Source organism: Oceanicaulis sp. HTCC2633 (assembly GCF_000152745.1).
GTDB lineage: Bacteria > Pseudomonadota > Alphaproteobacteria > Caulobacterales > Maricaulaceae > Oceanicaulis.
On sequence record NZ_CH672428.1, the window covers coordinates 2,344,205 to 2,370,813 of the forward strand.

The 26,609-nt window shown below is 56.7% G+C and carries 23 protein-coding genes; 6 read left to right on the plus strand and 17 right to left on the minus strand.

The genetic code is table 11. From position 1 onward, the window contains the following. Window positions 1–356: 356 nt before the first annotated feature. The 4 genes from OA2633_RS15880 to OA2633_RS15890 all read left to right on the plus strand — a co-directional run bounded on the left by OA2633_RS15880 (window position 357) and on the right by OA2633_RS15890 (window position 6,055). Window positions 357–1,607 carry a site-specific integrase gene (locus tag OA2633_RS15880; RefSeq protein ID WP_083783261.1) on the plus strand — a complete coding sequence of 417 codons (1,251 nt, stop codon included), beginning with the start codon at window positions 357–359 and terminating at the stop codon, window positions 1,605–1,607. A gap of 72 nt (window positions 1,608–1,679) precedes the next feature. After that, complete coding sequence (locus OA2633_RS11210) at window positions 1,680–2,771, plus strand: hypothetical protein (RefSeq protein ID WP_009802667.1); 1,092 nt, start codon at window positions 1,680–1,682, stop codon at window positions 2,769–2,771. 129 nt (window positions 2,772–2,900) lie between these two features. Beyond that, complete coding sequence (locus OA2633_RS16740; protein WP_083783262.1) at window positions 2,901–3,113, plus strand: helix-turn-helix domain-containing protein; 213 nt, start codon at window positions 2,901–2,903, stop codon at window positions 3,111–3,113. An 896-nt stretch (window positions 3,114–4,009) separates the two neighbouring features. Continuing rightward, entirely contained in the window at window positions 4,010–6,055 is a 2,046-nt protein-coding gene (locus tag OA2633_RS15890) for a recombinase family protein (RefSeq protein WP_009802668.1), read from the plus strand. Window positions 6,056–6,087: 32 nt separating this feature from the next. On the opposite strand, the gene OA2633_RS11230 is transcribed toward OA2633_RS15890, so the two are convergent. After that, complete coding sequence (locus OA2633_RS11230) at window positions 6,088–6,444, minus strand: hypothetical protein (protein WP_009802669.1); 357 nt, start codon at window positions 6,442–6,444, stop codon at window positions 6,088–6,090. A 594-nt stretch (window positions 6,445–7,038) separates the two neighbouring features. On the opposite strand from OA2633_RS11230, the gene OA2633_RS16400 reads away from it, so the two are divergent. Then, window positions 7,039–7,296 (plus strand): GIY-YIG nuclease family protein, encoded by a 258-nt coding sequence (locus OA2633_RS16400; RefSeq protein ID WP_009802670.1) that lies wholly within the window; start codon window positions 7,039–7,041, stop codon window positions 7,294–7,296. Between the two features lie 52 nt (window positions 7,297–7,348). Here the strand turns inward: OA2633_RS16400 and OA2633_RS11240 are convergent, their stop codons facing one another. The 13 genes from OA2633_RS11240 to OA2633_RS11295 form a co-directional block, all read right to left on the minus strand. Continuing rightward, complete coding sequence (locus tag OA2633_RS11240; RefSeq protein WP_009802671.1) at window positions 7,349–7,936, minus strand: hypothetical protein; 588 nt, start codon at window positions 7,934–7,936, stop codon at window positions 7,349–7,351. A gap of 583 nt (window positions 7,937–8,519) precedes the next feature. Beyond that, on the minus strand, window positions 8,520–10,496 hold the full coding sequence (locus OA2633_RS11245; protein ID WP_206740505.1) for an ATP-binding protein: 1,977 nt from the start codon (window positions 10,494–10,496) through the stop codon (window positions 8,520–8,522). A gap of 20 nt (window positions 10,497–10,516) precedes the next feature. Beyond that, on the minus strand, window positions 10,517–11,608 hold the full coding sequence (locus OA2633_RS11250) for a DNA cytosine methyltransferase (protein WP_009802673.1): 1,092 nt from the start codon (window positions 11,606–11,608) through the stop codon (window positions 10,517–10,519). Then, window positions 11,605–11,928, minus strand: a complete 324-nt coding sequence (locus tag OA2633_RS15505; protein ID WP_009802674.1) for a hypothetical protein — start codon at window positions 11,926–11,928, stop codon at window positions 11,605–11,607. Before OA2633_RS15505 ends, OA2633_RS11250 begins: the two co-directional genes overlap by 4 nt. A 315-nt stretch (window positions 11,929–12,243) precedes the next feature. Then, window positions 12,244–13,473: a TolC family protein gene (locus OA2633_RS11260; RefSeq protein ID WP_009802675.1), complete on the minus strand. Its 1,230-nt coding sequence runs from the start codon at window positions 13,471–13,473 to the stop codon at window positions 12,244–12,246. Then, window positions 13,470–13,781 carry a DUF3240 family protein gene (locus OA2633_RS15900; RefSeq protein ID WP_009802676.1) on the minus strand — a complete coding sequence of 104 codons (312 nt, stop codon included), beginning with the start codon at window positions 13,779–13,781 and terminating at the stop codon, window positions 13,470–13,472. The genes OA2633_RS11260 and OA2633_RS15900 overlap by 4 nt, the downstream gene beginning before the upstream one ends. Beyond that, on the minus strand, window positions 13,757–16,867 hold the full coding sequence (locus OA2633_RS11265) for an efflux RND transporter permease subunit (RefSeq protein ID WP_009802677.1): 3,111 nt from the start codon (window positions 16,865–16,867) through the stop codon (window positions 13,757–13,759). Before OA2633_RS11265 ends, OA2633_RS15900 begins: the two co-directional genes overlap by 25 nt. Window positions 16,868–16,869: 2 nt before the next feature. Next, window positions 16,870–17,925 carry an efflux RND transporter periplasmic adaptor subunit gene (locus OA2633_RS11270; RefSeq protein ID WP_009802678.1) on the minus strand — a complete coding sequence of 352 codons (1,056 nt, stop codon included), beginning with the start codon at window positions 17,923–17,925 and terminating at the stop codon, window positions 16,870–16,872. Between the two features lie 145 nt (window positions 17,926–18,070). Then, complete coding sequence (locus tag OA2633_RS11275) at window positions 18,071–19,063, minus strand: HAMP domain-containing sensor histidine kinase (protein ID WP_241760738.1); 993 nt, start codon at window positions 19,061–19,063, stop codon at window positions 18,071–18,073. Window positions 19,064–19,068: 5 nt separating this feature from the next. Further along, a complete protein-coding gene (locus OA2633_RS11280; protein WP_009802680.1) occupies window positions 19,069–19,740 on the minus strand; it encodes a response regulator transcription factor in 672 nt (223 codons plus the stop codon). 120 nt (window positions 19,741–19,860) lie between these two features. Continuing rightward, a complete protein-coding gene (locus tag OA2633_RS11285; protein WP_009802681.1) occupies window positions 19,861–20,472 on the minus strand; it encodes a cyclopropane-fatty-acyl-phospholipid synthase family protein in 612 nt (203 codons plus the stop codon). Window positions 20,473–20,524: 52 nt separating this feature from the next. Then, complete coding sequence (locus OA2633_RS11290) at window positions 20,525–20,977, minus strand: hypothetical protein (RefSeq protein WP_009802682.1); 453 nt, start codon at window positions 20,975–20,977, stop codon at window positions 20,525–20,527. 17 nt (window positions 20,978–20,994) lie between these two features. Beyond that, window positions 20,995–21,435: a hypothetical protein gene (locus OA2633_RS11295; RefSeq protein ID WP_009802683.1), complete on the minus strand. Its 441-nt coding sequence runs from the start codon at window positions 21,433–21,435 to the stop codon at window positions 20,995–20,997. A 223-nt stretch (window positions 21,436–21,658) separates the two neighbouring features. Between OA2633_RS11295 and OA2633_RS15905 the strand changes: the two genes are divergently transcribed. Beyond that, the gene (locus OA2633_RS15905) at window positions 21,659–22,132 is read left to right on the plus strand and encodes a DUF2202 domain-containing protein (RefSeq protein ID WP_083783264.1); all 474 of its coding nucleotides are present in this window, start codon (window positions 21,659–21,661) and stop codon (window positions 22,130–22,132) included. Here the strand turns inward: OA2633_RS15905 and OA2633_RS11300 are convergent. The 3 genes from OA2633_RS11300 to OA2633_RS11310 form a co-directional block, all read right to left on the minus strand. Continuing rightward, window positions 22,129–23,856 carry a SulP family inorganic anion transporter gene (locus OA2633_RS11300; RefSeq protein WP_009802685.1) on the minus strand — a complete coding sequence of 576 codons (1,728 nt, stop codon included), beginning with the start codon at window positions 23,854–23,856 and terminating at the stop codon, window positions 22,129–22,131. The two genes, OA2633_RS15905 and OA2633_RS11300, sit on opposite strands and share 4 nt — an antisense overlap. Window positions 23,857–23,962: 106 nt before the next feature. Next, complete coding sequence (locus tag OA2633_RS11305) at window positions 23,963–25,642, minus strand: bifunctional protein tyrosine phosphatase family protein/NAD(P)/FAD-dependent oxidoreductase (protein WP_009802686.1); 1,680 nt, start codon at window positions 25,640–25,642, stop codon at window positions 23,963–23,965. Window positions 25,643–25,654: 12 nt separating this feature from the next. Then, window positions 25,655–26,536 carry an MBL fold metallo-hydrolase gene (locus OA2633_RS11310; protein ID WP_040613551.1) on the minus strand — a complete coding sequence of 294 codons (882 nt, stop codon included), beginning with the start codon at window positions 26,534–26,536 and terminating at the stop codon, window positions 25,655–25,657. Window positions 26,537–26,609 lie beyond the last annotated feature (73 nt).

The following is a 26,609-nucleotide window of genomic DNA, read 5'->3' on the forward strand; positions in this document are numbered from 1 at the left end:
GGATTTCAGGCTCGGGACAGGGTCGGGCGGGTCCGCGAGTGGGTCCGCCAATGCTTGCAAATATGTCCCCGGACAAGAGAAGGAGATCTGACGCCGCGCCTCGAGGGCTCGATTGGGCGAACGCCCGTCCGCACATTCAACGAGAATATTCCGGGAAAATGGCGCACCCATGAGGATTCGAACCTCAGACCTCTGCCTTCGGAGGGCAAGGGAAGAGTGTTTCCCTGAGTTTCCCTCCCTACCATCGAGCCCATTAATCACATACAGATAAGTCTGGTAGTTAGCATGGGGTGTCTGCGGGTTTCCCGCAATTTACCCGCACTGTGCTGGAAATGTGCTGGATATTTGAGGTGGTTATGTCAGCGGGCAAAGTGAGACTTTCAAAACGTACGATCGATGCAGCTGTACCGGGACCCTCTTCATACAGGCTTTGGGATAGTGACCTTTCCGGGTTCGGACTTCGAGTGTCTCCCAAGGGGAAGAAGGTATACATAATCGGCTATCGTCTCGGGCACGGTGGGCGAGGTGCTCCTTGGCAGGAATACACGATTGGGCAGCATGGAAAACTGACACCTGATGAGGCCAGGACCGAGGCGAAACGTCTCCTTGGTCAGGCTCAATTGGGTGTGGATCCGCGCGAAGAGCGAAACCGTGCCAGAACCGAGCTTACGGTCTCCCAGCTTTGTGATCTTTATCTTACTGAGGGCGCAACGACGAAAAAAGAGTCAACTCTTGCGACTGACCGGTTAAGGATCGAGCGCCACATAAAACCACTGCTTGGCAAGCAGTCCATCTCTGCTGTGACATCTGCCGATATTGAGCGCTTTATTCGAGACGTGGCGGATGGAAAGACTGCAGTTAAAGGATCAGAGTCCCGGCGTCGCACCGATCCTGTTGCCCGTGGGGGTAAAGGCACAGCCACGAGAACGACAGGTCTTCTGGGGGCGATATTCACATTCGCGATGAAGCGAAAAATGCGCACCGACAACCCGGTCCATGGCGTGAAGCGTTTTAAGGACGGCAGCTCACAACGATATCTATCATCTGAAGAACTAGCTCGTGTAGGCGCAGCGCTTCTGCAGCAGGACCTTAGCGCTAAAGGGCGTGCGGTCATTCGGCTCTTAATTCTAACGGGTGCGCGAAAAAGCGAAATCGAGGGTTTGCGATGGAGTGAGGTTGATGTCTCTGGAAGTCGCTTGTTGCTTCAGGACTCCAAGACTGGTGCAAAAGTGGTTCCTATCGGGCCGGCCGCGCTGGAAGTGCTTCAGGGTGTCGAACGGGAACCGACATCACCTTTTGTCTTTCCAGCTGAGCGCCAGCTCATAGAAAACCCGAGAGAGGCTCATCGACACTATGTCGGTACGCCAAAGGTTTGGAATCGAGTGCGTGAACAGGCGGGTTTGCCGGAGGTGAGGCTGCACGACTTGCGGCACACATATGCCAGCCTTGCAGCCGCTGGCGGACAGTCTCTGCCTCTGATTGGCAAGTTGCTCGGACATAAGGATGTTAAAACTACGGCTCAGTATGCTCACTTGGCTGACGACCCCGTCAGACAGGCCGCGCAAGCAACTTCAGACGCTGCCGCTGCAGCGCTCGCTGGAAAGTGACATTGAGCACGGCTTCATCAAGACAGCTTAACTTCCCAAGCTATCGACTGATTGCTCAAAGAGAACGATTGAATGGATGACGACGCACCCAGGGTCCTGATCGGTCGCGAGGACGAGTTTGATGCTGAATGGCATGAGACACGTACTGCTGTAGAAACAACGCTGAAGATGCCACCACCGCCTGGGGCGGAACTGTCTCTAAATAATGGCGAGTATGGCTGGTTGCTGGACGATTTCAAACAGGTTCGCTCGCGATCTGACAGGCTGGTCATGGGGAAGGGCTTTGACCAGGTAGGCGCTCATCTCAACGCCGATGCTGATGGCGTCCAAGTTTTACAATTGATGTATCAACAATGGGAGTTCGCAGACTTTCAGAGCGTGGAGGGTCGCGCCGAAGCTTCAGATGCGATCAATACCATTTTCCAAGCTTATAATTTCCCTAGCTTTGGCAATGCATCCCAGAAGCTGGCTTTAGCGTGGGTTTGGCGGAGTGAGGCATTATGTTGGGCGTATGTGCCGAAAGGCGCTCGTATAGCGGCTCATTTCCCAGGAGATCCGCTTTATACGATCGCACGCGCGATTCTAACAGAAGGTGAGACCTTTCAAAAGCCGGTCAGTGATACTTGGGGAAGTGTAAAATCTAACCCCAAATTCTATGAACATTTTCCTCCGGGAGCCCCTATTCACTGGGCCCTTGCTGTGAGTGCGCTTTTGCGCTCCCTAGAAGTAGTCAGAGAGACTTTTGAGAGTGGTTCCGCCAGAGACTTTGTTCTGGATTCGCTAAGAGCGTCGTACGATGCAGGTGCAGTTTCAGCAGAGTTTGTAGCGCGTCGTTTCGCATCCCACGTTGAACGGTGGGACCAAACTCAAGAAATTCGCCAGCTCAAAGGCAAATTTGAGGGGCAGCTTCGTAGAGAGGAAGCGGAAGCCCGTTGGTATGGTGCCGCTATCAGTTGGCTTGAAGAAAACATGCCGACAATGCGCAACCTAGGGATCGAGAAGATTTATAACGCCATTATTGAGGCCCAACGTAATGGGGAGCTCTCTGCCTCACTCCCCGGGTACGAGCACTTTCGTAACAAATTTGTAGAGTGGGAAGATGAGGGTCGTTTTATGGCTCGGAGCCGTAAGGGTAAGCCAGGGCGTCCGCCGAAAAAAAGCTAGTGCCCCATTTGGAGCATGTCCGGGAAATACCTAAGCCAGTTTATTGAAGGGATAATAAGAGGCTGAAAATTGAGCTTATTTCCTCTCTGCCGATCGCGTTGCCTGCGATTGCAAGGAATAGGATGATCAATGACTGTCTCACCCCCCATTTTGCTCAACACGGCGCAAGTCGCCGAACGTTTCAATCTCAGCGCCAGCTATTTAAACAAACTTCGCCTTACTGGTGGCGGGCCTCGCTTCGTCAAGATCGGGCGCCGTGTCGCTTACGATATCGTTGACCTTTTGGAGTGGGTCGAAGCCCAAAAACGCGTCTCTACGTCTGAGTGTCCATTCCTCGATTAAGTTAATCGTCTGAAATGTGGACGGTAAAAAGCGGCTGCCCTGCAAACCGCACAAGCCTCGCCCCCACCCCTGGAAGGCTGATTTGGCGAAAAGTCACGTCAAAGCCTTCAACGAGGCCTGAGTTTGGCGTTTGTAGAAATCTGGGTGAATCGTTGTCGTGCCAGCATATCGCCGACGATGGTTGTTGAGGTTCGAGCCCGGAGATGAACCCGGCATGATCCGTACTGCCTTCGAATTCCTGCCAGAATGCTTTCTTTTTGTGGGGGGATCCGATCAGCTGAATAGCGGCTTGAGGAAAGTTTAAGAGCGCTGAGTAGAGAACGCTTGGTCCTGCTGTTTCGCCTAAAGAGGCACTCTCCTTGGCGGGAACGCCTAGATCAGCAGCAAGCGAACGGACTGCCAAGGCTGCGACTGCCGAACTTGTCATTTTCCCTCTCGGGCCGTCGCTGGGCGGGAGGTGGCCGCGCAGTCGCCAGTTCCTCTGTCCGTCCATAGAGAGTCCAGTCATCTCGGCGATACGTGCCGGCCCGTGGATGCTCTGTTCGAATTGAAAAATCACAGGCGCCAAACCCTCACTCGCTTTTGAGACGCTAAGCAGTTAGCAGAAGGATGATACGTATCAAAATCTAAGTTGACGACTTTTCATCGAGAAAATAGAATTTCTCAATGAAAAGCACGGAGACAAAAACAATGGCATCCGAACTCGAACTCAGCAGTCACCACATCCTCACAACGCTTCAACGAAACCGTCGTCAGCGCCAAGAGGCTGAATTGAGCAGGTCTATGGATCCGCTCGCTGCGAGTCTGATGCCGCTATCAGTCTCAATAGCTCGCCTATCAGCGAGGACTTATGTCGTCTCCGCAAATGGCGATGAACCCCAGAAGGAATAGGTTCTATGCAAAGCATGCCGCCAAGCGGCAGTCGGGTCGCGTTCTACAGCCGTTACTCGACTGACAGGCAGAACCAGAACTCAATTGATGGCCAAGAGCGCCTTTGTGCGAATTACGCCTCTGAACGTGGCTGGCGGGAGGTTGGGCGCTATAGCGATGCCGAACGATCTGGTACCACAACCCACGGCCGTGCTGGTTTGTTCAAGATGCTGCAGGCTGCCGAATTGGGTGAGTTCGATGTGCTCCTTGTCGAGGATATTGACCGTGCCAGTCGCGATGCAGCTGATATGCATTTTATCGCAAAGCAGCTCGAAGAGCTCGAAGTGGTGCTGTGTACGGTCAGTGGGGGTGTCGTCTCTGACATCGAACTCGCCTTTAAAGCCGTACAGAACCAGCAGTTCATCAAGCAGAACGTTGCGAAATCCAAACGCGGCCAAGAGCTCGCTATTAGCCAAGGGCGTATGTCAGGCTCAGTGGCTTACGGTTATCGCAAGGTGGCAAAATTCGATGATCGAGGAGAGCCCATTAATGGCCTCCGTGAAATAGACCCTGATAAGGCTGAAATTGTTCAGAGAATTCACCATGAGTTCGACGCAGGACGAACCACGTTCGAGATTTGCAAGACCCTGAATGCTGAAGGCGTTCCGAGTCCCAAAGGTAAACTCTGGAGGCCAGGCGCTCTCCTTGGCAATCGCCAGGGTGGGATCGGGATTCTTAGAAATCCAATTTACATCGGACAATTTCAGTTCAGGAAAACGCACCGTCGCTTCCGCAAGGGCGAAGTAAAAATGACGTTCAAGTCCGAAACTGAAAGACTGATATCGGATCACCCGGAGCTTAGGATCATCGATCAAGAGCTCTGGGATCGAAATCAGGCGCGTCTCGCAGAACATCTGGATCGGCCATTCTTCCGAAAAAAGCGCAATCGCTTCGCATTCAGTGGCATGGTGTTCTGTGGCGAGTGCGGCTCAACAGCGATCGTGTCTGGTGGGAAGTATCTGTGTACTGGGCGGCGTGATAAGGGTATCTGTACAAATACGCGGCGAGTTTTCCGTGAAGCCGTTGAAGAAACCGTCTTTCAAAAAATCAAGCAGCATATCCTGGACACGGCAGTGCTCGGGCCAGCGCTTGATGCGTTCCGCGATGAAGTCCAGCGCGCGCATGCGGACCAAGCCGAAAAACTCGAGAGCCAGACCGCCGCTCTTCAGGATGTCGAAGCTCGTATCAGCAACCTGACCGACCAGCTCTCTAACGCGAGCGAATCTGTATATGCGAGCCAAATGCTAATCAAAAAGCTGGATCAACTTGGCGCAGAAAAGCGACAATTGGAAACCCAGATCCAGCGCACGCCGCCACCTGTGCCTATTGGTGAGACCGATGAGATTATCGCTGCAATCTCAGACACAATCGATGAGCTCAGTGCAAACCTCCAAGCGGATGAGGCGGAGGCGGCTCGCGCTAAAGAACTGCTGCGCGGGCTCGTCAGTCGCATTGTACTGACACCCATTGGCCCTCAGAAAGATGGTCGAGGCTCTGGTGATTTAAGGGTGACGGTTGAAGGGCCGATCGCCAATTTGATCGACTTGTCCGATTTGAGCACCGATCGCGTTACGAAGAATGGACATCGGCCGATGTTCGAACTTGATAACGCGAACTTCGTTTGGACCTTCTCATACGAGCTGCAATGGGAGGATACGCGCCTGGATACGGTGCGGTCAGACCTGGAGATCATTGGTCGCTTGCTCGATGAAGCTGACGTTCCGGTATCCATGGATGTCATAGTGGAGGCGTTGGCGGAAGAGGATGAAAGTCAGGGAGTGGTTGCAGATCGTTCCCCTGCCCATCGTGCTCGCAATGCCGTAGCCTACCTCCAGGACCAGGCATTGACCCGTTGTATCAATGTGCGCAGTGCGGATACGGGTTATGTCTGGAACGAACGGCATCTGACGGATGCTGAGTGGAAAGCTCGCATTGCTGAGCCTCCAGTAACCCGGACAATTCCGGTAATACGCGTGCTGCCGCCGGAGGCCGTTGTGGTATTGGTAAGTTGAGGGCAGGGCGTGCGGCGGAAGCGCCGGCTGCGCTAGTCCGCAGCCGCGCTTGGGCTGAGGGGCATATAACCTTCCGCCCTTGCGCCTTCGCGCCAGCTCGGGGCGGCCTTCAGTGAGGCAGCAAGGCGCCAGCGATGCTTGCGCTTGGTGCCGATGTTCCGGACGGTCGGTCGATTGGAGGCGCTTAGCGCATTCATGGACGCCTCGAGCATCCGTTTGCTCGGGGTCGCCGGAACCACATGCAAAGATCGGCTTTCAAGATGCTCCAGGAAGAACCGAGCGACGTAAGCCAGATCATCCTCTGACAGCTCAACTTTGCGATCCTGCAGAGCCTTGCCCAAGGATTTTACAATCATCCGCCAGTGCGAAATATCGACTTGGTCAGTCATTGGGAAATGATCTCGCTGTTCGTGTTTCTCAGCCCTGTCCAGACGCAATGAGCTAAACCGCGTGGAGGTGAAGACCGGATTTGAGTGAGCCGTCCTTTCATGAAGCAGCTCACCTTAGAAGTGTCTTTCCAGGTGAGGCGGCAACGATGATATCGTGTGCTGGGGAGCGGACTAGAGTCAAGTCAATTAATTGAAAAGGTTGCTATTTTTCGTTCTGTCAGCGCCGCGTTGACGGAGCGAAAGCGTTCTGGAAATGAGCTCGTGAACCGCCATGGAGCGCGCATCTGGCTGCCGCATGGATAGATGTACGGCCGTTTGCGCGTGATTTGATCAAATGAGGGCGAAAACAGTTTGCTTTTCCGGTCACTTTAGCGCGCAATCTATAAGGACGAGACCAGCCGGCGCATTACAGATCGAACGGCCGGCCCCCTATTTGGTGACGCTCTGGAGGAAGAGGATCTCGCGAGCGGAATAATCTATGTCCTACGCAGCAAGTCGACCAATCCAGTGGTCGCAGAGAACCGTGAGGTGCTCCACAAGATCGGCGTGACGTGAGGCAGCGAGGAGGCGCGTATCGCTGGTGCGACCTCTCTATTGGCAGAGGTCGAAGTCGTCGCGACCTATGAGTTGTTCAACATCAATCGCAAGAAGTTCGAGCGCTTGATGCACCGCGTCTTTGAGCCCGCTCGGCTCGAGATTTCCATCCCGGATCGGTTTGGAAATCCCGTTGAGCCGCGCGAGTGGTTCCAGGTACCACTGTTTGTGATCGACCAGGGTATTGAGAAGTTCAGGGAAGGGAGCAGAGACGACTTCGTCTATGATCCCTCAAAAGGCTTGCTGATTGAGAGATAAGGCTGTTTGAGCCTATCTCTGTTGCAGTGCCCTTATGCGTGCTGTCCCAGGTTTAGGCGAACTGCTCAGTCTTACCGAACTGGAAAAACCCAAATGCTCGGCCTTTGAGGTCGAAATCCGGGTTGTGCCATGGGTTAAGCCATTGCTGTGCTTGGTGTGGATCGATGAAGAGGGGCTCCCAATAGCTTACGTGTCCGAGGCCGTCACTTGAGCGAACCAATTTCGGGTAGAAACAATCTGGTTCCATAGAGCCAGGTTTAAGGTCGTAGGTTCCGGCGATGTAAAAGACATCTCGCCCATTGCCCGGCCTTACTGTCCTGTAAGGGTCAGAGGGTTTGCGGCTCAAATGGTCATAGACGAAGCTGGCTATCGGCAGAATGCCGCGCTTCTGATTGTGCACATCGATGTCTGTGTTCAGCCGCGGCATTACATTTAACCCGGGCAACCCTGAAACTGTAAGGAACCTACGGTATACGCCGCCCGACTCCCTAATTATGGTAGGCACCGGCTGATCTGCGGTGACCTTGCGCCCCGTGATCCACTCAGGTTTCCGGCGGGGGTTCAGCTTATCCCAGAGGTGGGGTTGTAGCGAAGCGAGGACGTGGCCCTCATCAGGGTATTGGTAGCCTATAATTTTCATATTTCTCTCTTGCGAGTTATGAGCACACTGGATCGATGACCGGTGGTCATAGATTTTGGTGCTAAGATTTTTGGTGGGATTTTGTCAGCATGTACGATGCGCTGCATTGAAAGCGAATTGTCATGCTGCGGACGATTTACCGAAACCTGGGCAGGCTAAACACGGCCTGCTCTTAACTTGAACAGCATCATTAAGCACACGTGATGTCGCGCACGTGCGATGTGTGCTAAAATCAAGCTAAATTTTCGGAGAGAAATGCACCCCGTGCATTCATTTTGTCTTTATACTTCAAATTTTTTAAAATTGCAAGAAAAACAGCTTTCTCGCTGCATTTTTTATCAGCTTGAAACTGATTTGCCTGCTTCACAATTCGTGGCTGGGAAAGAGATTGGGTGCATGCGCGCAACCCAATAAAGGTAGTTAAAGGCGCTGTTTGTTAAACTACCCAATGCGATGGCACATAAGAGTCCGCTTTGGCGCAAAAGCGGACATTAGCTCGTGGTGAAAGTTCGGGTGCTCACAGCGGTGACGGGTACGCAATGCGCTCACATTATACGACTTTGTGTAGGATTGATCTCGGCGCTCATTCCTTGTCAGGAGGGGAGAAGTTATCGATAGCTTCGAACACCCCCCAAAGCTTATCGACCTTTACGTGCTCCGTCAGATAATCGGCATACGCGCGCTGTGAATTGGTGAGGAGTTGGTCGTAAAAAACGATCCGGGCATCTACGTTTTTCAGCGCATCGATTACACCTTGCGGCCCTGTGCCATCGACATCGTCCCATTCCGGTGGGGGTTTTCCGATTAGACAAATGATTTCAATGGGCCAGCCGGCATAATCTGTGGTGCGCAGCAATCGTCTCGCACCATCGCGATACTTCCGAACCTGCTTAGTCAAATCGTCTAGTGGTACAGAAACGGAAGCACGCTTTAGCTCAATGATGACGTGCTTGCCTCCCGCTGTCCGATAGCCAATGTCAATACGGCCTGTCTTCTCATTGCCCTTCAAGGCTGCTGAGTCCTCTTTGAGAAACTTGTTTATGAGCGTCTCAGCGTGCTCCGTGCCCTTTGCTCGCTCCCAAGATGGATCAAGGAGCCAAAGATGCTCGAATATATAATCCCTTAAGACCAATTCTTTATCATTTTGCTTGAGTTTTTCCTGAAGCGCTCGAACAACCCCGATTCTAAGCTTTACAATTTGACCGTAGTAGCTGAGTTCTAAGTCATCTATATTCTTGAATATATCAAGAATTTGCTCCATGGATTCGTCTTTGATGTCATCCAGACGATCCAATTCTTCCTTGCGTCGATAGCTCTCAAAGGCAAGTATCGACGCCTTGAGCAGCTCTTTTTTGTCCGTATCGCCTTGCGAGCGAATCGTGTTGAGCCGGCCAATCCAACGCTCGGCTTTCTTCTTCGTGTCGCCTTTTAGGCTGCTGAGCCAATTCGACACTGCTGGCACAGTCATCGCGACCTTGGCTCCATCGCTCCGCCGCCAATCACTCCAGCGGCTTGCGATATAACGAAGTTCGGACAGAACGATGCGGCGCAGCGCCTCGAAGCGCGGATCGTCTTCCTTGAGTGATTGGCGGCTACTCGTCGCAATGTCACCTTTCTCGTCGACATCCAATTCTTCGCAATGAAGCTCGCCAATGACGTAGTCGGCGTAAATTTCCTTCTGACCGAAAATATCAAGAATGTCCTCTTGGGCCATCTTCCCGCGCATGAAAATCGCGACCCTGTTGAGATTGTCGCCCTCCTCATCTTTAAGCTGGCTTGGACTGGAGACCGTCCCGATCCAACCCGTGAGGCTGATGCCTGCCTTATTCAATTCGTCGTTGATGGCGGTCAGTCTCGGCTCTGCAGGCCGTTCTAGGTTGCTGCATGAACTGGCGAATGTATTCTGATCCCCATACGTCCAAAGGTATTGGAGCGCGTTGTGATAACCACGGTCATCCGGGCCGACCGCGTTGCCGTTGATCTCTACGACGAAATTGTTCTTCGGCCCAATTACCGAAAACCGGCGAGCAACCCTTCGCTTCAACCCTTCGACCGTCATTCCTGACAAGGACTTGGAGATCTTCGACAACACGATTCTTGTGCCGGCCTGTAAGTCGGAAGGCCAGTCGGTCAGTTCATCTGGCTTGTAGGTATTGTCTCCCTTGCCGGCGATCGCCTTCCGTATGACTTCCCTGTCCATGCGAAAGGCGGTTCGGTCGCCGTCCAGCGTCGTGAAGACTTCGGCCACCTGAGCGACAGAGAAGATGGACAGTTTCCCGATGCCCTTGCGTCCCATTGGCTTTCGCCCAAGAGCCGTGACATCTCCTAGCTCGTCGCGCCGTTTAAATCCTACCGTCAAGAAGCGGTCGATGACGCCATCGCGATCCATCCCCGTGCCGTCATCTTCAATGGTGATGGTCTCGGCCACCTTGTCGATCGTGACCTGAACCTTCTTTGCGTCAGCATCCCATGCGTTGGCGACGACTTCCGATAGAACCGCAGGAATGTTGCTATAAAGATTGATCCCCAAGTGCTCCAACGCATTGAGGCTGATCGTCATGACCAGTTCCCGTGGCTCCGTCATCCCACATTCTCCAAATGCGTCCGCACCGCGCGCGCGATAGCTGCCGCCAGCTTGACGGGCACGGCATTTCCGATCAACCGACCAACGGCCTTGAATTGAATCCGTTCTCCAGGGGGCACGAACTCGTAGTCACGAGGAAACCCTTGCAGCATCGCTCCCTCGCGCAACGACAACGCCCTCGGCTGTTCGGGATGGCCGAAACGACCATTGCCGAAGCCGAAGAACTGTGTGGTGATTGTAGGTGACGGTTCGTCCCACTTCATGCGTCCATAGACTGAAGAATAGCCTCGACCTGTTTCTGCTTTATGGCACTTGGCGATCAGGTCGTCGTCCCAATCCCTCCACGTTCCTCCAGGCTTGGACGCGCTGATTCTGCGGACGTTAATTTCCGACAAGCGACTAGAGCAATGAAGCGGGTCAACGTCATTCGCTTCGCCATGGCCGAGCGGTGGTAAAGCACCGATTTCGTCCCTGACCGTGCGTGGTCTATCCTCGTGCGTAGGCACAGGCAGTGCGATAGGGCCTACCTGAGACGCCAATAGGACCAGTCTGTGTCTCGTTTGCGCTAGGCCGAAATCTGGGCCGTAGAGAACTTTCCAGACGACGTGATAGCCGGCCGCTTCGAGGCGCCCCACGAACTGCCGAAAGACGGCACCTTCTTTGAAGTTCAGAAGTCGTGGGACGTTCTCCATGGAAACGACGTCAGGTCGAACCTGATCGATAAGATCGCCGAAATACGAAAGCAGCTTCCACTTCGGATCGTCGTTTTTCTGGTTGTATGTCGAGAACGGCTGACAAGGCGCGCAGCCCACCAAAACACGACGTTTGCCCGGAATGAACAATCCTTCGATTTCTGGCCCTGTTAATTTCGCAACGTCGCGTCTGATGAATGGCGCATCATTGTTGTGCTCAAAAGCATATCGGCACGCTTCGTCGGTATCGATACCTCCGACGATGTCGAATCCTTCAGAGTGAAAGCCGTGCGACAGACCGCCGGCACCGCAAAACAGGTCGACGACAGTGGCACTCGGTTTCGTTGTAAGGTGATGGCCCACTTGGGCCTCTGTCGTGGTGCTCGCAGTCGTCATTTTACCTTCCTCCGATCCTTCAGCTCCTCTTCAGGAACCTCAATACCAGCGGCAGCAAGGGCTTTCAGGACGATCACCCTCATAGGATCGCCAGTTTCCGCCGATCGTATTTTCAGGCTTTTCTTCGTGGAGTGAGGAACGGAGATTTGAAGGTTCTCTTCGTGCTCCGTTGATGACGCAATTGGCATATTGCCCCCCCCCATGGCATGGAACCATGATAGCATGGTATTCATTTTGGGCAAATGAAGGCTTGCATTCCGCTTGGGGCTCAGAACGCTGCTAACTACATAATTATTAATCGCTATCTGGCGATCTTTCATATGTGAAAGTCGCAAAAATAAGCTTCTTCAATTGTAGGGGCAGTCCTTCGGCTTGATACAATCGCTACTAGGCGATTGCCTCAGCGCAGCAGCATCACCCAGCTCATAATTTTCAAGAGAAGGCCATGTATGAAGTTGGGATTTCACGCTTAGCGCATCCGGAAATATGCCTAATTCAAGAACGATTATTCGTAAGAAAGCTCTTCTCTTGTGCTGCAACACGTCAAACTAAATAACGCCCGCTATCTGCTAAGTCAGCTTCCGGGATGAACCGGCAGTAGGCCCCATCAGCTTAGGTATTGATGAAGTGATGATTCAGCCATCGACACTTAGAATGCATCCTAAACGAATGGCGGTCAGCAATTGAGTTTTGAGCCTGTCCGAACTTGCCGCGATTTCCGCCTCACGAGCGCCCCAAAAAGCGCTACGAGCTTCGAGCGTGTCGAGAACCGTCACCGCTTCCAGATCGCGCCCGCGTTCCAGCCGAGCCAGAACCCGTTCCGCCGCGGTGACAGCCTCCCGCGTCTGCTCCACCTGGCGCTCACTGCGGATAGTGCGGGCAATCAGCTCCAGCGCCTGACGACGGATAGCCGCCTCAGCCACAGCGAGACTTGCGACCCGCCCGCCTTGGGCGCTGGCCGCCTCAGAAAGACGCGCGGCTCTCAGCCCGCCTGTAATCGGCAAGGACACGCCAACGCCCACGCCGGTCTCACGACCATCTTGTTCACTGAAGACCTGAAGACCAAGTTGAAGGTCCGCTCGCCGGTCATATTCAGCGCGTTGACGCATCAACTCAGCATGGTTCAGCTCCAGACGCGCGACATGCAATTGCGGGTTCGCCGCCAATATGGCGGACAGAGCGCCTTCGGTGTCTTGTGAAAGCGTGCATGTTTCAGAGAGCAGCCCTTGCCCCAGTTCTGGACGCGCTGTGCCCGGGAAACGCGCCTCAAGCGCCAAACGGGTGAGTTCTTGGTCCGTTTGCGCGCCCTGCAGGGCTGCGGCGGCCAGGGACAGATCGCGTTCCAATCGGTCAAGATCGACACCCCGCCCCCGGTTCTGATCGACCCTGATCGCTTCTGCGTCGCGTCGCGCGCGGGCATCCTCGAGCCGACGGGCCATGATCGCTTCCAGAGCGCGCGCCTGATCCCACTGGCCCCAGAGACTGACCCATTCAAGCGCTTCGCCTTGCCAGGCCGCCTCATAGGACGCATCCGCCATAGCCATTTCCGTGCGGGCCAGCTCATGGTCCAGGCGGCGTTTCTGGGGCCACCGAAAACTGCGCGTCACGCCCACCTGCCACTCACTGGTGTCAGAAGCGGATTCGGCCTGACGCCGGGCGAAGCCTGCATCGAGACTGGTTTCATACTCGCCGATATCGCGCTGCTCGGCCCGAGCCAAGGCGACCTCCCGCTCTGATCGGGCGACCGCAACCGAAGGCGCCGCCTCCAATGCAGCGCGCACCTGCTCTTCTGCAGACTGGGCCTGAGCCAGCGGCGATAGGAACAATGCACCGACGAGCAACAGGGCGGGAAAGGCATAGCTCATATCAGTCGTCCAAACTCTTCAACAGGTTCAATCCAGTAAGCGATTTGTCGACGCGGACAGCGCGCAGCGACTGTATCGAGAATGGTCTCAACGTCTCCGCGCGGCAGGATCATCAGGAACTGCACGGCCTGCATCGCGCCGCGCACGCGTTCGCCCGCGCTGGCGAGATGCATGTCAGCACCCCGCCCTTCACAGGGCAGCATGGTGTAGCCGGGGACGGCGTCTGTCAGATCATCCAGAATGTCAGCCAGGGCTGTTTTGATGTCGCGTGGACAGACAAGGCTTAGCTTGCATAGGGACGGACCCATCGGGCGACCTCCGTAGGTTCGACGTCCAGACCCGTCTCAACGCCGAAACGGCGATAGAGCAGAGGCAGGAGGTAAAGGGTCAGAAGTGTGGAGGAGACGAGCCCCCCAATGACAACCACAGCCAGAGGGCGCTGGATCTCGGCCCCGGGGCCCGAGGCGAACAACAAAGGCGCCAGGCCGAAAGCGGCGGTTGTCGCTGTCATCAAAACAGGGCGCAGGCGTCGTCGCGTCCCTTTCAGGACGATCTCTTCAACAGCCCTGCCCTGAGCGCGCAGATCATTGAAATGGGTAATCAGCACGAGGCCATTCAACACCGCGATGCCCAAAAGTGCGATGAAACCGACAGAAGCGGGAACCGAGAGGTATTCCCCGGACAGACGCAATGCGATGACGCCGCCCACCAGCGCGAAAGGGATATTGGCCAGGATCAACAGCGACTGGCGCACCGAGCGCAGCGTCACGAAGAGGACGATGAAGATCAGCACCAGCGCGACGGGCACCATCAGGCTCAGGCGCGCCGCCGCCCGACGCTGGTTCTCGAACTCACCGCCCCATTCAATCCGATAGCCGGCCGGCAACGCCCCCAACGCCTCGACCGCTGTCTGTGCATCCTCGACAAAGCCCACAAGGTCCCGGCCTGACACAAATGCCTGCACCACGGCATAGCGTGACCCGTTCTCACGGTCGACGACCGCCAGTCCCTCGGCTCGTTCAACACGGGCGATATCGCTCAGCCGCACCTCGCCGCCATCTGGCGCAGCGATGCGCAAATCCTCGAACCCCCAGGGCGTGTCACGATAACGCCGATCGGATCGGATCATGATCGGCGTCCGGCGTCCCGGCTCGATGACCTCGCCAGCGCCCAGACCTTCCAGACGACTGCGCAACTCATTTTGCGTGCTGATGACGTCGAAGCCGTAACGCCCCGCCCGTTCCGGATCGATCGAGACCTGCAGATACTCCGCCAGATCATTGGAGGTGGTGAAGACATCAGCGGCGCCTTCGACTTCAGCCACTGCGGTTTCCACCTCCCCGGCGATCCTGGCCAGAGTGTCTGCGTCCGGACCGAAAATCTTGATCGCCAGATCCCCGCGAGAGCCGGTGAGCATCTCGGACACGCGCATCTCGATAGGTTGGGTGAAGGAGGATTCAATGCCGGGAAAATCGTCCAGAACCGCCCTCATTTCCCCGACCAGCCAGTCCGTATCCGGCCCGCGCCAGTCTTCACGCGGGGCCAGCTGCAGAAAAGCGTCGCTTTCGTTCAGGCTCATGGGATCAAGGCCAAGCTCGTCCGATCCGACACGCGCGATGACATGGCGCACTTCCGGCACGCGCTCGATCAAGGCCGCTTCAATGCGCAAATCATCCGCTTGGCTCTGGTCGAGATTGATGGACGGCAGACTCGCGAGCTGCATCACCACAGCGCCTTCGTTCATGGTGGGCATGAATATCTTGCCGGCGCTGAGATAACTGATCGCAGCGAGCCCGACGCCCAGAGCGGTGATTACATAAATGATGATGGGCGCTTTCAGAGCGCGTCCCAGCGACCATTCAAAAGCCGGCCCCAAGACGCGCATGATGAACGCCTCATCGCCGCGTCCCGCCTTGAGCGTGAAAGCGGCGAGCACCGGGATCAGCGTCATCGCCAAGAGCATGGCGCCGCCCAGCGCAAACACGATGGTTAGCGCCACCGGAGAGAACAGCTTGCCCTCAAGCCCTTGCAACGAGATCAAGGGAATAAAGACCAGGCAGATAATCAGCGTGCCTGCGGCCGTAGGCGTCGCTACCTCGCTCGCGGCGCGATAGACGGTATGAAGCCGGTTCTCAGACTGTCGCTCATTCAGGCGTTCGACAGTGTTTTCCGTCACCACTATCGCGCCGTCCACAATCATGCCGATGGCGATGGCGAGGCCGCCAAGGCTCATCAAATTGGCGGAAAGTCCCACCATCTGCATCAGCAGAAACGTCATCAGCGCCGAGAAGGGCAGGATCAGCGTCACGACCAGCGCAGCGCGCAGATTGCCCAGGAACAACACCAGAATGGCCACAACCAATGCACTGGCGATCAGCAGGGCTTCAGACACCGTGCCCACCGCCCGTTCAATCAGATCCGAGCGGTCGTAGAACGGAACAACCCGCAATCCGTCCGGGAAACTTTGTTCAAGATCGGTCAGACGTTCTTGGACGCGGCTCACCACGGCGCGCGCATCTGCACCGCGCAACGCCACGACAATGCCCTGGACAGCCTCGCCTTCGCCATCCTTGGTCACAGACCCATAGCGTGTCAGCGAACCAATCCGCACCTGCGCAATATCGCTCACCCTGACCGGCGCCTCGACATCGCTGCGCACCACAAGCGCGGCGATGTCTTCAAGGCTTTCCGTGGCGCCCAGGCTTCTTACGACCAGCGCTTCCTCGCCGTCATTGATGCGCCCTGCGCCGTCATTGCGGTTATTCGCTTGCAGAACATCGCGCAGTTGGGAGACGCTGACCCCTGCGGCAGCCATGGCGGCTTCATCGGGCACTATTTCAAAGGTCCGCACCCGCCCGCCCAGCGCATTGACATCTGCAACGCCGGGCAAGGTGCGCAGGCTGGGTCGGATTACCCAGTCCAGGATGGAGCGTCGCTCTTCCAGAGACAGCCCCCCGCCCTCCAGCGTGAACATATACAGCTCGGACAGGGCCGTTGAGATCGGCGCCAGCCCGCCCTCCACAGTGTCGGGCATGCTGGCCCGCACAGAGGCCAGGCGTTCGGAAACCTGCTGACGCGCCCAATAGACGTCCGTGCCGTCTTCAAAATCAATCGTGATGTCGGCAATGGCGTATTTCGCCTTGGCGCGCATGACGGTCTGGTTCGGTATGCCCAGCAATTCCATTTCCAAGGGCGTGACCACCCGGGCCTCGACCTCTTCCGGAGTCATGCCGGGCGCTTTGAGGATAATCTTGACCTGGGTCGGAGCGATTTCAGGGAAGGCATCAATCGGCAAGCGCAGGCCGGCAATGGCGCCCGCGACGGCGAGCGCGAAAGCTGCGCCCAGAATGAAAAGGCGCTGGCTCAGGGCGAAGGCGATCAAACGGTTCAACATGTCTAGCCGCCTTCAAGCTGGTTCTTGAGCGCCGCCAGCCCTGAAACGGCGACCTGATCGCCTTCAGTCACCGGTCCCGGTTCAACCGTCACAGCGTCGCGCGTTCTGGTCAGAACCCGAACAGCGACGGCCTGGAAGGCTTCGCCCCGGTCAACAAACACATGATCTTCGCCCGCCAGCCTGACGATGGCTCGGGCGGGAAGGCTCAGCCCCTGGCGCTCCCCGGCCACAGGCAGCAGCACATCAATCAAAGAGCCGGGGCGTCCGTTCACGCCTGTGGGCAAGGCCACATGCACCGTCACAGCCCGGCGGGCGGGATCGATCATGGTATCAACCGCCACGATCTGACCGGTCCCTGATTGGCCGGGGACGCGAACTCCCCCCCCTTCAGACAAACCATCAGACAGGCGGGCAGGCACATGAAGCCGCGCCCAGACTGCATCGTCGGTATTGATCGCGAAAATGACGGCGCCTTCTTCCAGGCGAAAACCGGGCTCTGTGTTGATCTCGGCCAGCACGCCATCTGCAGGCGCGCGCACCAGAAACTGACCAGCCACCGAGCGAGCCTCGAAAGCGCCAAAGCGGGCGCGCATTGCATCCAGTTCCAGGCGGGTCGAGGTCGCCGTCAGACGACGCTCATGCAGGTCCTCGCCTGTTGTCAGGCCGGCTTCGAGCAGCGCTTCAGCGCGCTGCGCCAGCTCCTGCGCATGCTCGGCTTCCAGTCCGAGAACGTCCAGCTGCGCGCGGAGCTCCTCAAGACCCGGGCTGGAGAGGACCTGGACAGGATCGTCAGCCGACACCCTTTGCCCAGGCAGGACCAATGTCTCGGCGACAATCATTGTCGCCGGCGCAACGACAGCGCGCCGCGATTGCGGCGGCACAACAATCTCCCCTGTCAGGATCACGCCGTCGGCCGTCATGGCGGATCTCGCTTCCACCGTTTCGATGCCGAGGCCCAGACGAGACGCCGGAGAAATCGGGACGGAGTTTGACGGGGCTTGCGCATGTGCGGTGATTGAAACCGGCGCCAGCACAACAGCGACAATCAGCCCGCGCAAAGTTCGTCCAGAACAAGCCAGAACGCTAGCAAGGCACATGAAACTTCTTCTCCACACCGCTCAAGCGCGACCCGTCCTTTGACGGGCGACACACCCAGCGTGCGACGCGGAGCTGACGCGAAGCTGACAGGTCTGATTTCGAGGATCAGTCTTGAGGCGGGAGGCTGCGATTGAACCGGATTCTGAGCCCCGTTTCTTCAGGGCGGCAAGTTTCAAGCTCGCCGTCATGGGCTTCTGCAATCCGGTCCGCAATCGCCAACCCGAGGCCGGCGCTGCCTGTAGCCCCCTGGTCCGCGCGGACTCCACGGGCCTTGAAGCGCTCAAGCGCGGACGCATCAAGTCCGGCGCCGCCATCGAGCACCGTGACTTGCGCCCCGGGGCCCGCTCGGACGACAACCTCTCCACCAGCCGGGGTTTCGCGCAAAGCGTTGTCCACCAGGGTTCTCAAGGCGCTGGCAAGCGCTTCCTCAAGGCCACAGATTCGCACCGGCCCCGCATCTTCATAGGAAAGCGATTTCCCGTCATGGATGGCGCGGGGCGCAAGATCGGCGACAACTCGCTTGCCCAGTGCATCCAGATCAACCGGATTTTGGCCGCCCGGATTATTGGATCGGGCGAGCAGCAGAAGCTGGTCAATCAGTGCAGACAATGCATGGACCTGCGCCTTCAGGGCGACCGCGGTGTCCTGGGGCAGACGGTCAAGCTCCAGCGCCAGAACCGAAAGCGGCGTCTTGAGCTCATGCGCCGCGTCTGCCGCGAAGGCTTCCTGCTGGCGCGCATGGCGGTCCAAACGGTCTGTCAAACGATTGACCGCTTCAGCGAAAGGGTGGATTTCACGTGGCAACGCCTCGAGCGGCGCCTGAAAAGCTTCGCCGCGCGTGCTGGCTTCATTGGCCAGGTCCGCCACCGTCTTGAGCCGCCGCGCCGCCGCGTTGATCACAAGAATGCTGCCCGCCATGGACAGGCCGACAAAGACCAGCAGCGGGATCACGACATGCTCCAGGATCTCGGTCAATGTGGCGTTCAACGGCGGCGGCGTGCGGGAGAAAAACCCGTACTCCAATCCCACAAGCACAATGAGCACCAGCGCCCCAATGAAGGCGCTGACCAGGAAACCGGAAACGAGCATGCGGCGCACAGAGGTCAATTTGCGACCTCCCCGAGATAATAGCCCACGCCGCGCACCACATGGATCAGTCCTCCCGCCCCGGCGTCCGCGAGGCGACGGCGCAGGCGTGAAGCCGTGGCTTCCAGAGCATTCGCACTGACAGCATCATCCCAGCTGTAAAGCGCGGTCTCGATCGCTTCCCGCGGGACCACCGCATCGGGTCGTTTCATGAGGACTTCAAGCAAGGCCGCTTCCCGCCGCCCCAGGCGCAAGGGCGCGTCCTTGAACCGGGCCTCGCGCGCCGCCGGATCAAACGTCAGCTCGCCCACCTCGATCCGTGCAGGCTCTCGAGCGCCGGGCCGCCGCAACAAGGCGCGCAGCCGGGCGGCGATCTCATCAGGATCTGCCGGTTTGACCATGTAGTCATCCGCCCCGGCGTCGAGGCCGATGATCCGCTCGCCCACACTGGCGCGCGCCGTCAGCACCAGCACCGGCGCATGAAGGGCCGGCAAAGATTTCAGCCAGTCCACTCCATCGCCGTCCGGCAGGCCAAGATCCAATACAAGGACATCGTATGCGGTCACGGCGATGTGGTCCGCCGCGCTGGTCAAAGACCCCGCCACATCACAACTGAACCCACGTCGGGTCAGCCCCTCTGCGAGCAGGAGTGACAGCCGGTCATTATCTTCGATTATCAACACCCGCATCAGACCATCCTACAGGGCTAACTGTAAAACGCGTAATGTGTGCAGACTAGCTGACGCGAACCTGACTTTGGGTATTTCCCGGAGAGAGCCGAGCACCACTCGGCTCATGATTGGAGCCGGTCACGGTTTGCGCCCCACATAATCGATGAGGGCGGACATTCCAGAGTGCCCCATACCTTCGTGGATGACGCAATCATGCGCGCTCAGCATGAGGACGTCCAAGCCTGACAGCTCTGACTTGAGCAATTGCTCGGTATAGAGGTTCTCTTCTTGTGGCGGGCCGCCGGTGCCATACGCTAATTGTTCCGTCCTGTAGCCTTGAACCACCAAAAGCCCACCGGGTTTCAGAGACGCAATCGCGTCCTTAAACAGTCGCCGTCTCACCTCTGGTCCCGCAAACTGGATGAAGATCGCAACAACGGCGTCATACTGGTTTTGCGGCCAGCGCCAGTTGATTAAATCGGCCTGCTCAAACTCAATGGAAACATCAGCTTGCTCCGCCAAGACTCTCGCCTTCTCTAGGGCGATCTTGGATCCATCCACCGAGTGAACATGATGGCCCTGTTTTGCGAGCCAAACCCCATTTCGCCCTTCACCATCGGCGAGCGCCAAGATCCTGGATTGCTCGGGCAACTGGTCGGCGACGCGAACCAGGAAGTCATTCGGCGCAGTCCCATAGACATACTCGTCTGTTCTGAAACGTTCGTCCCACATGCGAATAGCTTGAGACATTTGAGAGTTTTCTGACATTGCTTGGCAGTCTAGCTGTTGGAATGAGGGGTGATCAGTCTTCTGACGGTGTCACGCGATAGCTGCCGTGACAGCTTGTGCAATTGCTGAGCGTCATGGCCAACTGATCCAGAGCAACACCCATAGGAGTCTCGTCGGAGAGTTCTGACAGAGAAGCGAGATCGCGATTGAGAGACCGGCTGATCTGCCGGAACCCATCCGGCATATGAGTTTGCATGGACCGTGTCGCTGGGTCATGCGCGGTGCTGCTGAGCTGGTCCGCCACTTCCCTAAACCAATCGAGATCGTCATTGGCCGCCGCTTCGGTCATCGCCTGAACGCCCGACAGCAAGTCCAGCATACGAGATCTGACATGGGCTTGCTCCGCTTGTGTCAGATCAATCGCTATTCTGGGGTCTGAGTAATCATCTTGCGCCACAGCGTATTGGGGACTGATAGCGACCAGGGTCAGTGCGCTCAGCAGACCATATGCCAGATGGATTTTCATGTTTCGGCTCCGCTCGGTCAGAATGTGAACAAGCGGGTGTTTGGCGCCATCATCACATTAGAGATCTCAGGCGGAGTGGCGACGCTTACGCCTTCGAGCAAGTCGTCTTGGGTCGCTTCACTATTGGGCAGGTAGATCGCACACACCTGTACTTGGACTCCATCGGCCATAAGCCCTTCCAGCATTGAGCGCGGCGAAAACCCTCGAGGCTGCATGGGTTGTGTAGAGGTTTCAGGGGCTTCACGCAGCGCCAGATCGCCCGCACTATCGCACAGAAGAATACGCGCTTGAGATCCTTCAGCGAGGCTGGCACGTGTGAGGATCAGAGACATAAGCTGTGTCTGGGGCTGATCGCTCGTCAGAATGGTCAACAAATCAGGCGCTAAAGACTCTGATTGAGCTTGGGTGGGCATTGCGACGCCCAGCATGGCGATGGCGGCGATTACAAGTGTGCGCATGACGCAGCTCCATTGAGATTGAGAAGCTCCAAATTCGCAATGGGATGCAGGAGCTTATTTGAGGGTTACAAAGTACCACATAATAAGTAGTATTCAATATACGAGTTTATGGTATGAACCGTTGCTTGCAGGTATAACGGCGCTCGAGCAGGCTCGGCCGCTTCCGTGAAGAGCAAGACCCAAGGTTCCAAATATTAACCGCCGCTACATAAGGATAAGCACAATGAATGAGACTGATCTGGGCCAGTCTGTTCCGCCCCCTCATCAAGCTCGGGAGCATCTGACACCGCTTCAAATAAACGCGCTTTCGTTCGCACTGGAAGATGAGCGCAAAGCTTATAAAACTTACGGGCTCATACTTGATCGGTTTCCTGGCCAGCGTCCTTTTGTGAATATTATTGAGGCTGAGAACCGCCACATCGAAGCGCTTCTTAGGCTTTATCAAAAATTTGATCTGGAAGTTCCGGTCGATAGGACGCAACCAGACCCTTCGGCCCTTACGGCCTCATTGCAGGATTTATGCGCCATAGGCGTCAAATCAGAGCGCGATAATGTCAGGCTCTTTGATACGGTGTTGATCCCTGCAGCAGGCGACAATCATGAGATTGTCGGGGTGTTCACAAAGTTGCGTGACGCCTCAGCGCATAGACATCTGCCCGCATTTGAGCGTTGTTTAGAGCGACGAAACTGCCGCTAATCCACTGCCTGAGCCGTCGTCAACGCATCCCAGGCGTCAAACTGAGACAGATAGATCTTTCCTGAGAGCGCCTCTAGGAAATGGCTTGAGCGCATCTTGTCCATGACAGGTCCCTTCACCTCGGACAGATGCAGGCGCACTCCCATACCCTTTAAACGCGCATCAAGCGCTTCAAGTGTCTCCATTGCCGAGTAATCGAGATCATTGACGGCGGAAAACATCAAGACGATGTCACGAATATCGTCGCCGTCGCGTGCGAGGCGGTCAAGAACCAGTGACTCCAGAAAGTTCGCATTGGCAAAGTACAGGCTCTCATCAACCCGCAGCGTCAGAAGCGACGGTGATGTTTCGACCTCATGGCGCAGTATATTGCGGAAATGATGCGTGCCTGGAACCAGCCCCACTTCGGCGATATGCGGTTTGGAGGTCTTGGTGATGTGCAGCAATAGAGAGAGTATGACGCCAGAAGCCACCCCGACCTCAACGCCCAGTCCCAGTGTTAGAATGATCGTGACGGCAACAGCCAAGAAGTCTGATTTTGAGTAGCGCCAGGTCGACTTCAGGATTGAAAAATCAACCAGGCTGAGGACCGCAACAATAATCGTCGCCGCCAAGGTGGCCTTGGGCAGGAAGTACACAAGAGGCGTCAAAGAGACCGCGGCGATAGCGAGGCCAATGGCGGTAAAGGCGCCGGCGGCCGGTGTCTCTGCGCCTGCATCAAAATTGACCACAGAGCGGGCGAAGCCACCCGTCACGGGATACCCGCCAGTAAACGCAGCGCCGAGATTGGCGGCGCCGAGCCCGATGAGTTCCTGATCGGGATCTATGCGCTGACGTTTCTTAGCCGCCAGCGTCTTGGAGACCGAGACAGACTCCACAAAGCCGATAATCGAAATCAGGACAGCCGGTATGAACAAAGCGCGAATGATCTCCGGGGACCAGTCCGGCAAGGTCAGCGGTGGCAGCGCTTGAGGAACGGCGCCCACCAGATCGACGCCCTTGTCCTCGAAGTTTAGCCCCCACGCCAGACCTGTCGTCGCTGCGACAGCTAAAACCGGCCCGGCCTTGGTCAGGATGTCAGACAAACGCGCATTGAGACCCAAGGCTCGCAGGGCGGGTTTCATGCCCTTTCGGACCCAGAACAAAAAACCGATCCCAAAGACGCCAATCGCCAAGGTGATCAGGTTGGTCTCATGAAGGTGGCTGATCAAAGACGCGCCCAGTTCAAGCAGCGAATGCCCCTCCGCCGAGACGCCCAGGACGTGCTTGAACTGACTGGCGGCGATCAGAATCCCCGATGCTGTGATGAAGCCGGAAATCACAGGGTGGCTTAGAAAGTTTGCAAGAAAGCCAAGCCTGAAAAGGCCCATAATCACCAGAAAGGTGCCAGACAAAAACGCCAAGGTGAGGGCTGCAGCGGCGTATCCCGCGGTCCCTTGTTCGACCACCTGCCCGATGGCGGACGCGGTCAGAAGTGAGACGACAGCCACCGGTCCCACGGCTAGGGCGCGGCTGGTTCCAAAAACAGCATAGAGCATAATGGGAACGATGGACGCGTAGATCCCGGCTTCTGGCGGGAGGCCCGCCAGAAGCGCATAGGCGAGCGATTGCGGGATGAGCATGATCGTGACGATCACAGCCGCAATCAGATCATTTGAGAGCGCTGTGCGGTTATATGCACGCCCCCAGCTCAGGATCGGGAAATACTGCTTGAAACGGTCCATGGTCCTAAAGGCCTTATAGTCCGACACGCGAGCCGCCGGTGTCGGGCCCAGCGGCTCTGTCTGCGGTCAGACGAATGGGTATGGGGATTGGCGGAGCATTCGCCGCTCAGCTTTCGGAGACCAGTAGCGGCTCGGGCTTGGCCAGCCATTCCTTGCCCTTGAGCATGGCTTGCCAATAGATCGGCGGAAGCATCTTTTCTTTCAGGAACCAGGCGCCGCGGGTCGGCTTGGTTCCATCGAGCGCCCAGGCAGGAAATGATGGCTTTAACACGCCGCCATAGCCGAACTCGGCGAGGACGATCTTGCCCCGTTCAACGGTGAGTGGGCATGAGCCGTAGCCGTCATACGCCGCGGTGGGCGACCGACCGGCAATATCCGCCATGATGTTCTCCGCCACTGTCGGCGCCTGCTTGCGCGCGGCGGCAGCCGTCTTCGCGTTGGGCGCATTCATCACATCGCCCAGCGACCAGATGTTCTCATAGGTCTTATGGCGCAGCGTCGCCTGATCCACATCAACCCAACCCGCAGCGTCCGCCAGGGGAGACACACGGATAAAGTCGGGCGCCACTTGAGGCGGACAGACATGAAGCATGTCGAAATCCTTGGTGACTTCATGCGCTTCTATATCTGGACCGGTGACCTTGAACGTCGCTGTTTTCTGAGGGCCATCGACGGATATGAGCTGGTGGAAGAAATTCAGGCTTGCGCGGTATTTCTCGACGTATTCCATCAAGGCCGGCACATAGTCCTTCACGCCGAAGAGCACGCCTCCGGCCGTCATGAACTCAATGTCGATAGTGTTCAAAACGCCCCGCCGGAACCAGGCGTCGCTCGATAAATACATCGCCTTTTGAGGCGCGCCGGCGCATTTGATCGGCATGGGCGGTTGCGTTAAGATCGCCCGCCCCTTGTCGAGCGCTTTCACGAGCTGCCACGTATAGGGCGCGAGATCGTACCGATAGTTTGAGGTCACGCCATTACGGCCCAGCGTCTCCTCAAGGCCGTCTATCTGAGCCCAGTCGAGTTTCAGTCCGGGGCAAACGACGAGCCGATCATACTTCACGACCCGGCAGCCATCGAGAATGACGGCATTGTTGTCGGGCTCAAAGGCGGCGACAGCGGCCTTGATCCATGTCACGCCTTTGGGGATCAGGCTGCCCATGGTCTTGGCGGTTTGGTTCGCCTTGAAGACGCCGCCGCCCACCATGGTCCAGCCAGGCTGGTAATAATGGATGTCGGCGGGATCAATGATGGCGATGGAGAGATCTGATGAGCGCGCCTTCAAACTGGCCGCCACAGAAATCCCGCCCGCTCCGGCTCCCACAATCACGACATCATATTGCGCGTCACCGGTCTCAGTTGGCGTTTTGCCATTGTTCAAGATGCGGCGCGCCACGCCGTTCATGTCGTAGCCAGCTGCCTTGGTGGCGGCCAGTATTTCAGGTAAGGGTCGCTTCTTGGCTTCGTGAAAGGACCACAAGCTGGCCGATCGCGTGCCTGTGCGGCAATAGGCCAGAACCGGTCGTGGCAAATCCTTCAGTGCTGCGCCAAAGTCGGCGACGTCCGTGTCCGTTACCAGCCCCGCTTTGACGGGCACATATTGCGCCATGATGCCCTGCGCCGCTGCAGCAGCTTGGATTTCCTCAAATCCAGGTTGATCAACGCCCTCACCATCGGGGCGATTGCAGATGATGGCCCGGAATCCTGCTTCCTTGATGGCGGGGATATCTGTAGCCAGGATTTGAGGGCTGACCGCGAACTTCTCTGTTATTTTGTTGATTTGCATCAGATATGCCCCCTAAAGCCCGTTAACGGGAAGTTTGAGCATAGGTCTGCCATCCTTATCTGTGGGCATCTCACCGGCCCGCATATTGACCTGCAAAGACGGCAGAATGAGTTGCGGAACCGCAAGAGTTGCATCGCGTTCGGTCCGAAACTTGACGAAATCCTCCTTCGTCTTGCCGCCTCCCACATGGATGTTATGGGCTTTCTGGTCCGCGACCGTGCTTTCCCAAAGAATCTCGCGACCATTCGGGCCATAATCATGACACATGAAGAGCCGCATCTCGTCGGGCAGGCTCAGGATGCGCTGAATGGAATCATAAAGCGTGCCTGCATCGCCGCCCGGAAAATCCGCGCGTGCAGAACCCGCGTCCGGCATGAAGATCGTGTCGCCTACAAACGCGGCGTTTCCGAAAACATGGACAGTACAGGCTGGCGTGTGGCCAGGGGTATGCATGACGAAGGCTTGCAGGCCGCCAACCTGGTAGGTGTCGCCATCTTCGAAGAGAGCATCGAACTGGCTGCCATCGCGCTCAAACTCGGTGCCTTCGTTGAAGACCTTTCCGAAGGTCTCCTGCACAATCTTGATGTCAGCGCCTATGCCAATTTTACCGCCCAGTCGCTCTTGCAGATAAGGGGCTGCAGACAGATGGTCGGCGTGAACATGGGTCTCGATGATCCACTCAACTTTTAGCCCTTGAGATTGAACATAGTACGCAATCTGATCCGCATGCTCATAGGCGATGCGGCCCGATGCCTGATCGAAATCCATGACGCTGTCGATAATCGCGCAAGCGGATGACGTGGGGTCTTTGACGACATAGCTGATGGTGTTGGTCGCCTCATCAAAGAACGCTTTGACGTCTGGCTTGACCTCCAGCTTTACAGGGTACTGCATTGCTTCCTCCGATTTCATGCGCCTGGTTTTTCACAAGGCTTTGCATGGCATTTAGGGTTTTGAACTTGGACAC

Bases quoted from the DNA above. Each gene is read 5' to 3' on its own strand.
- OA2633_RS15880 (WP_083783261.1), top strand. From the start codon at position 357: ATGTCAGCGGGCAAAGTGAGACTTTCAAAACGTACGATCGATGCAGCT.
- OA2633_RS11210 (WP_009802667.1), top strand. From the start codon at position 1,680: ATGGATGACGACGCACCCAGGGTCCTGATCGGTCGCGAGGACGAGTTT.
- OA2633_RS16740 (WP_083783262.1), top strand. From the start codon at position 2,901: ATGACTGTCTCACCCCCCATTTTGCTCAACACGGCGCAAGTCGCCGAA.
- OA2633_RS15890 (WP_009802668.1), top strand. From the start codon at position 4,010: ATGCAAAGCATGCCGCCAAGCGGCAGTCGGGTCGCGTTCTACAGCCGT.
- OA2633_RS11230 (WP_009802669.1), bottom strand. From the start codon at position 6,444: ATGACTGACCAAGTCGATATTTCGCACTGGCGGATGATTGTAAAATCC.
- OA2633_RS11240 (WP_009802671.1), bottom strand. From the start codon at position 7,936: ATGAAAATTATAGGCTACCAATACCCTGATGAGGGCCACGTCCTCGCT.
- OA2633_RS11245 (WP_206740505.1), bottom strand. From the start codon at position 10,496: ATGACGATCAGCCTCAATGCGTTGGAGCACTTGGGGATCAATCTTTAT.
- OA2633_RS11250 (WP_009802673.1), bottom strand. From the start codon at position 11,608: ATGACGACTGCGAGCACCACGACAGAGGCCCAAGTGGGCCATCACCTT.
- OA2633_RS15505 (WP_009802674.1), bottom strand. From the start codon at position 11,928: ATGAAAGATCGCCAGATAGCGATTAATAATTATGTAGTTAGCAGCGTT.
- OA2633_RS11260 (WP_009802675.1), bottom strand. From the start codon at position 13,473: ATGAGCTATGCCTTTCCCGCCCTGTTGCTCGTCGGTGCATTGTTCCTA.
- OA2633_RS15900 (WP_009802676.1), bottom strand. From the start codon at position 13,781: ATGGGTCCGTCCCTATGCAAGCTAAGCCTTGTCTGTCCACGCGACATC.
- OA2633_RS11265 (WP_009802677.1), bottom strand. From the start codon at position 16,867: ATGTTGAACCGTTTGATCGCCTTCGCCCTGAGCCAGCGCCTTTTCATT.
- OA2633_RS11280 (WP_009802680.1), bottom strand. From the start codon at position 19,740: ATGCGGGTGTTGATAATCGAAGATAATGACCGGCTGTCACTCCTGCTC.
- OA2633_RS11285 (WP_009802681.1), bottom strand. From the start codon at position 20,472: ATGTCTCAAGCTATTCGCATGTGGGACGAACGTTTCAGAACAGACGAG.
- OA2633_RS11290 (WP_009802682.1), bottom strand. From the start codon at position 20,977: ATGAAAATCCATCTGGCATATGGTCTGCTGAGCGCACTGACCCTGGTC.
- OA2633_RS11295 (WP_009802683.1), bottom strand. From the start codon at position 21,435: ATGCGCACACTTGTAATCGCCGCCATCGCCATGCTGGGCGTCGCAATG.
- OA2633_RS15905 (WP_083783264.1), top strand. From the start codon at position 21,659: ATGAATGAGACTGATCTGGGCCAGTCTGTTCCGCCCCCTCATCAAGCT.
- OA2633_RS11300 (WP_009802685.1), bottom strand. From the start codon at position 23,856: ATGGACCGTTTCAAGCAGTATTTCCCGATCCTGAGCTGGGGGCGTGCA.
- OA2633_RS11305 (WP_009802686.1), bottom strand. From the start codon at position 25,642: ATGCAAATCAACAAAATAACAGAGAAGTTCGCGGTCAGCCCTCAAATC.
- OA2633_RS11310 (WP_040613551.1), bottom strand. From the start codon at position 26,536: ATGCAGTACCCTGTAAAGCTGGAGGTCAAGCCAGACGTCAAAGCGTTC.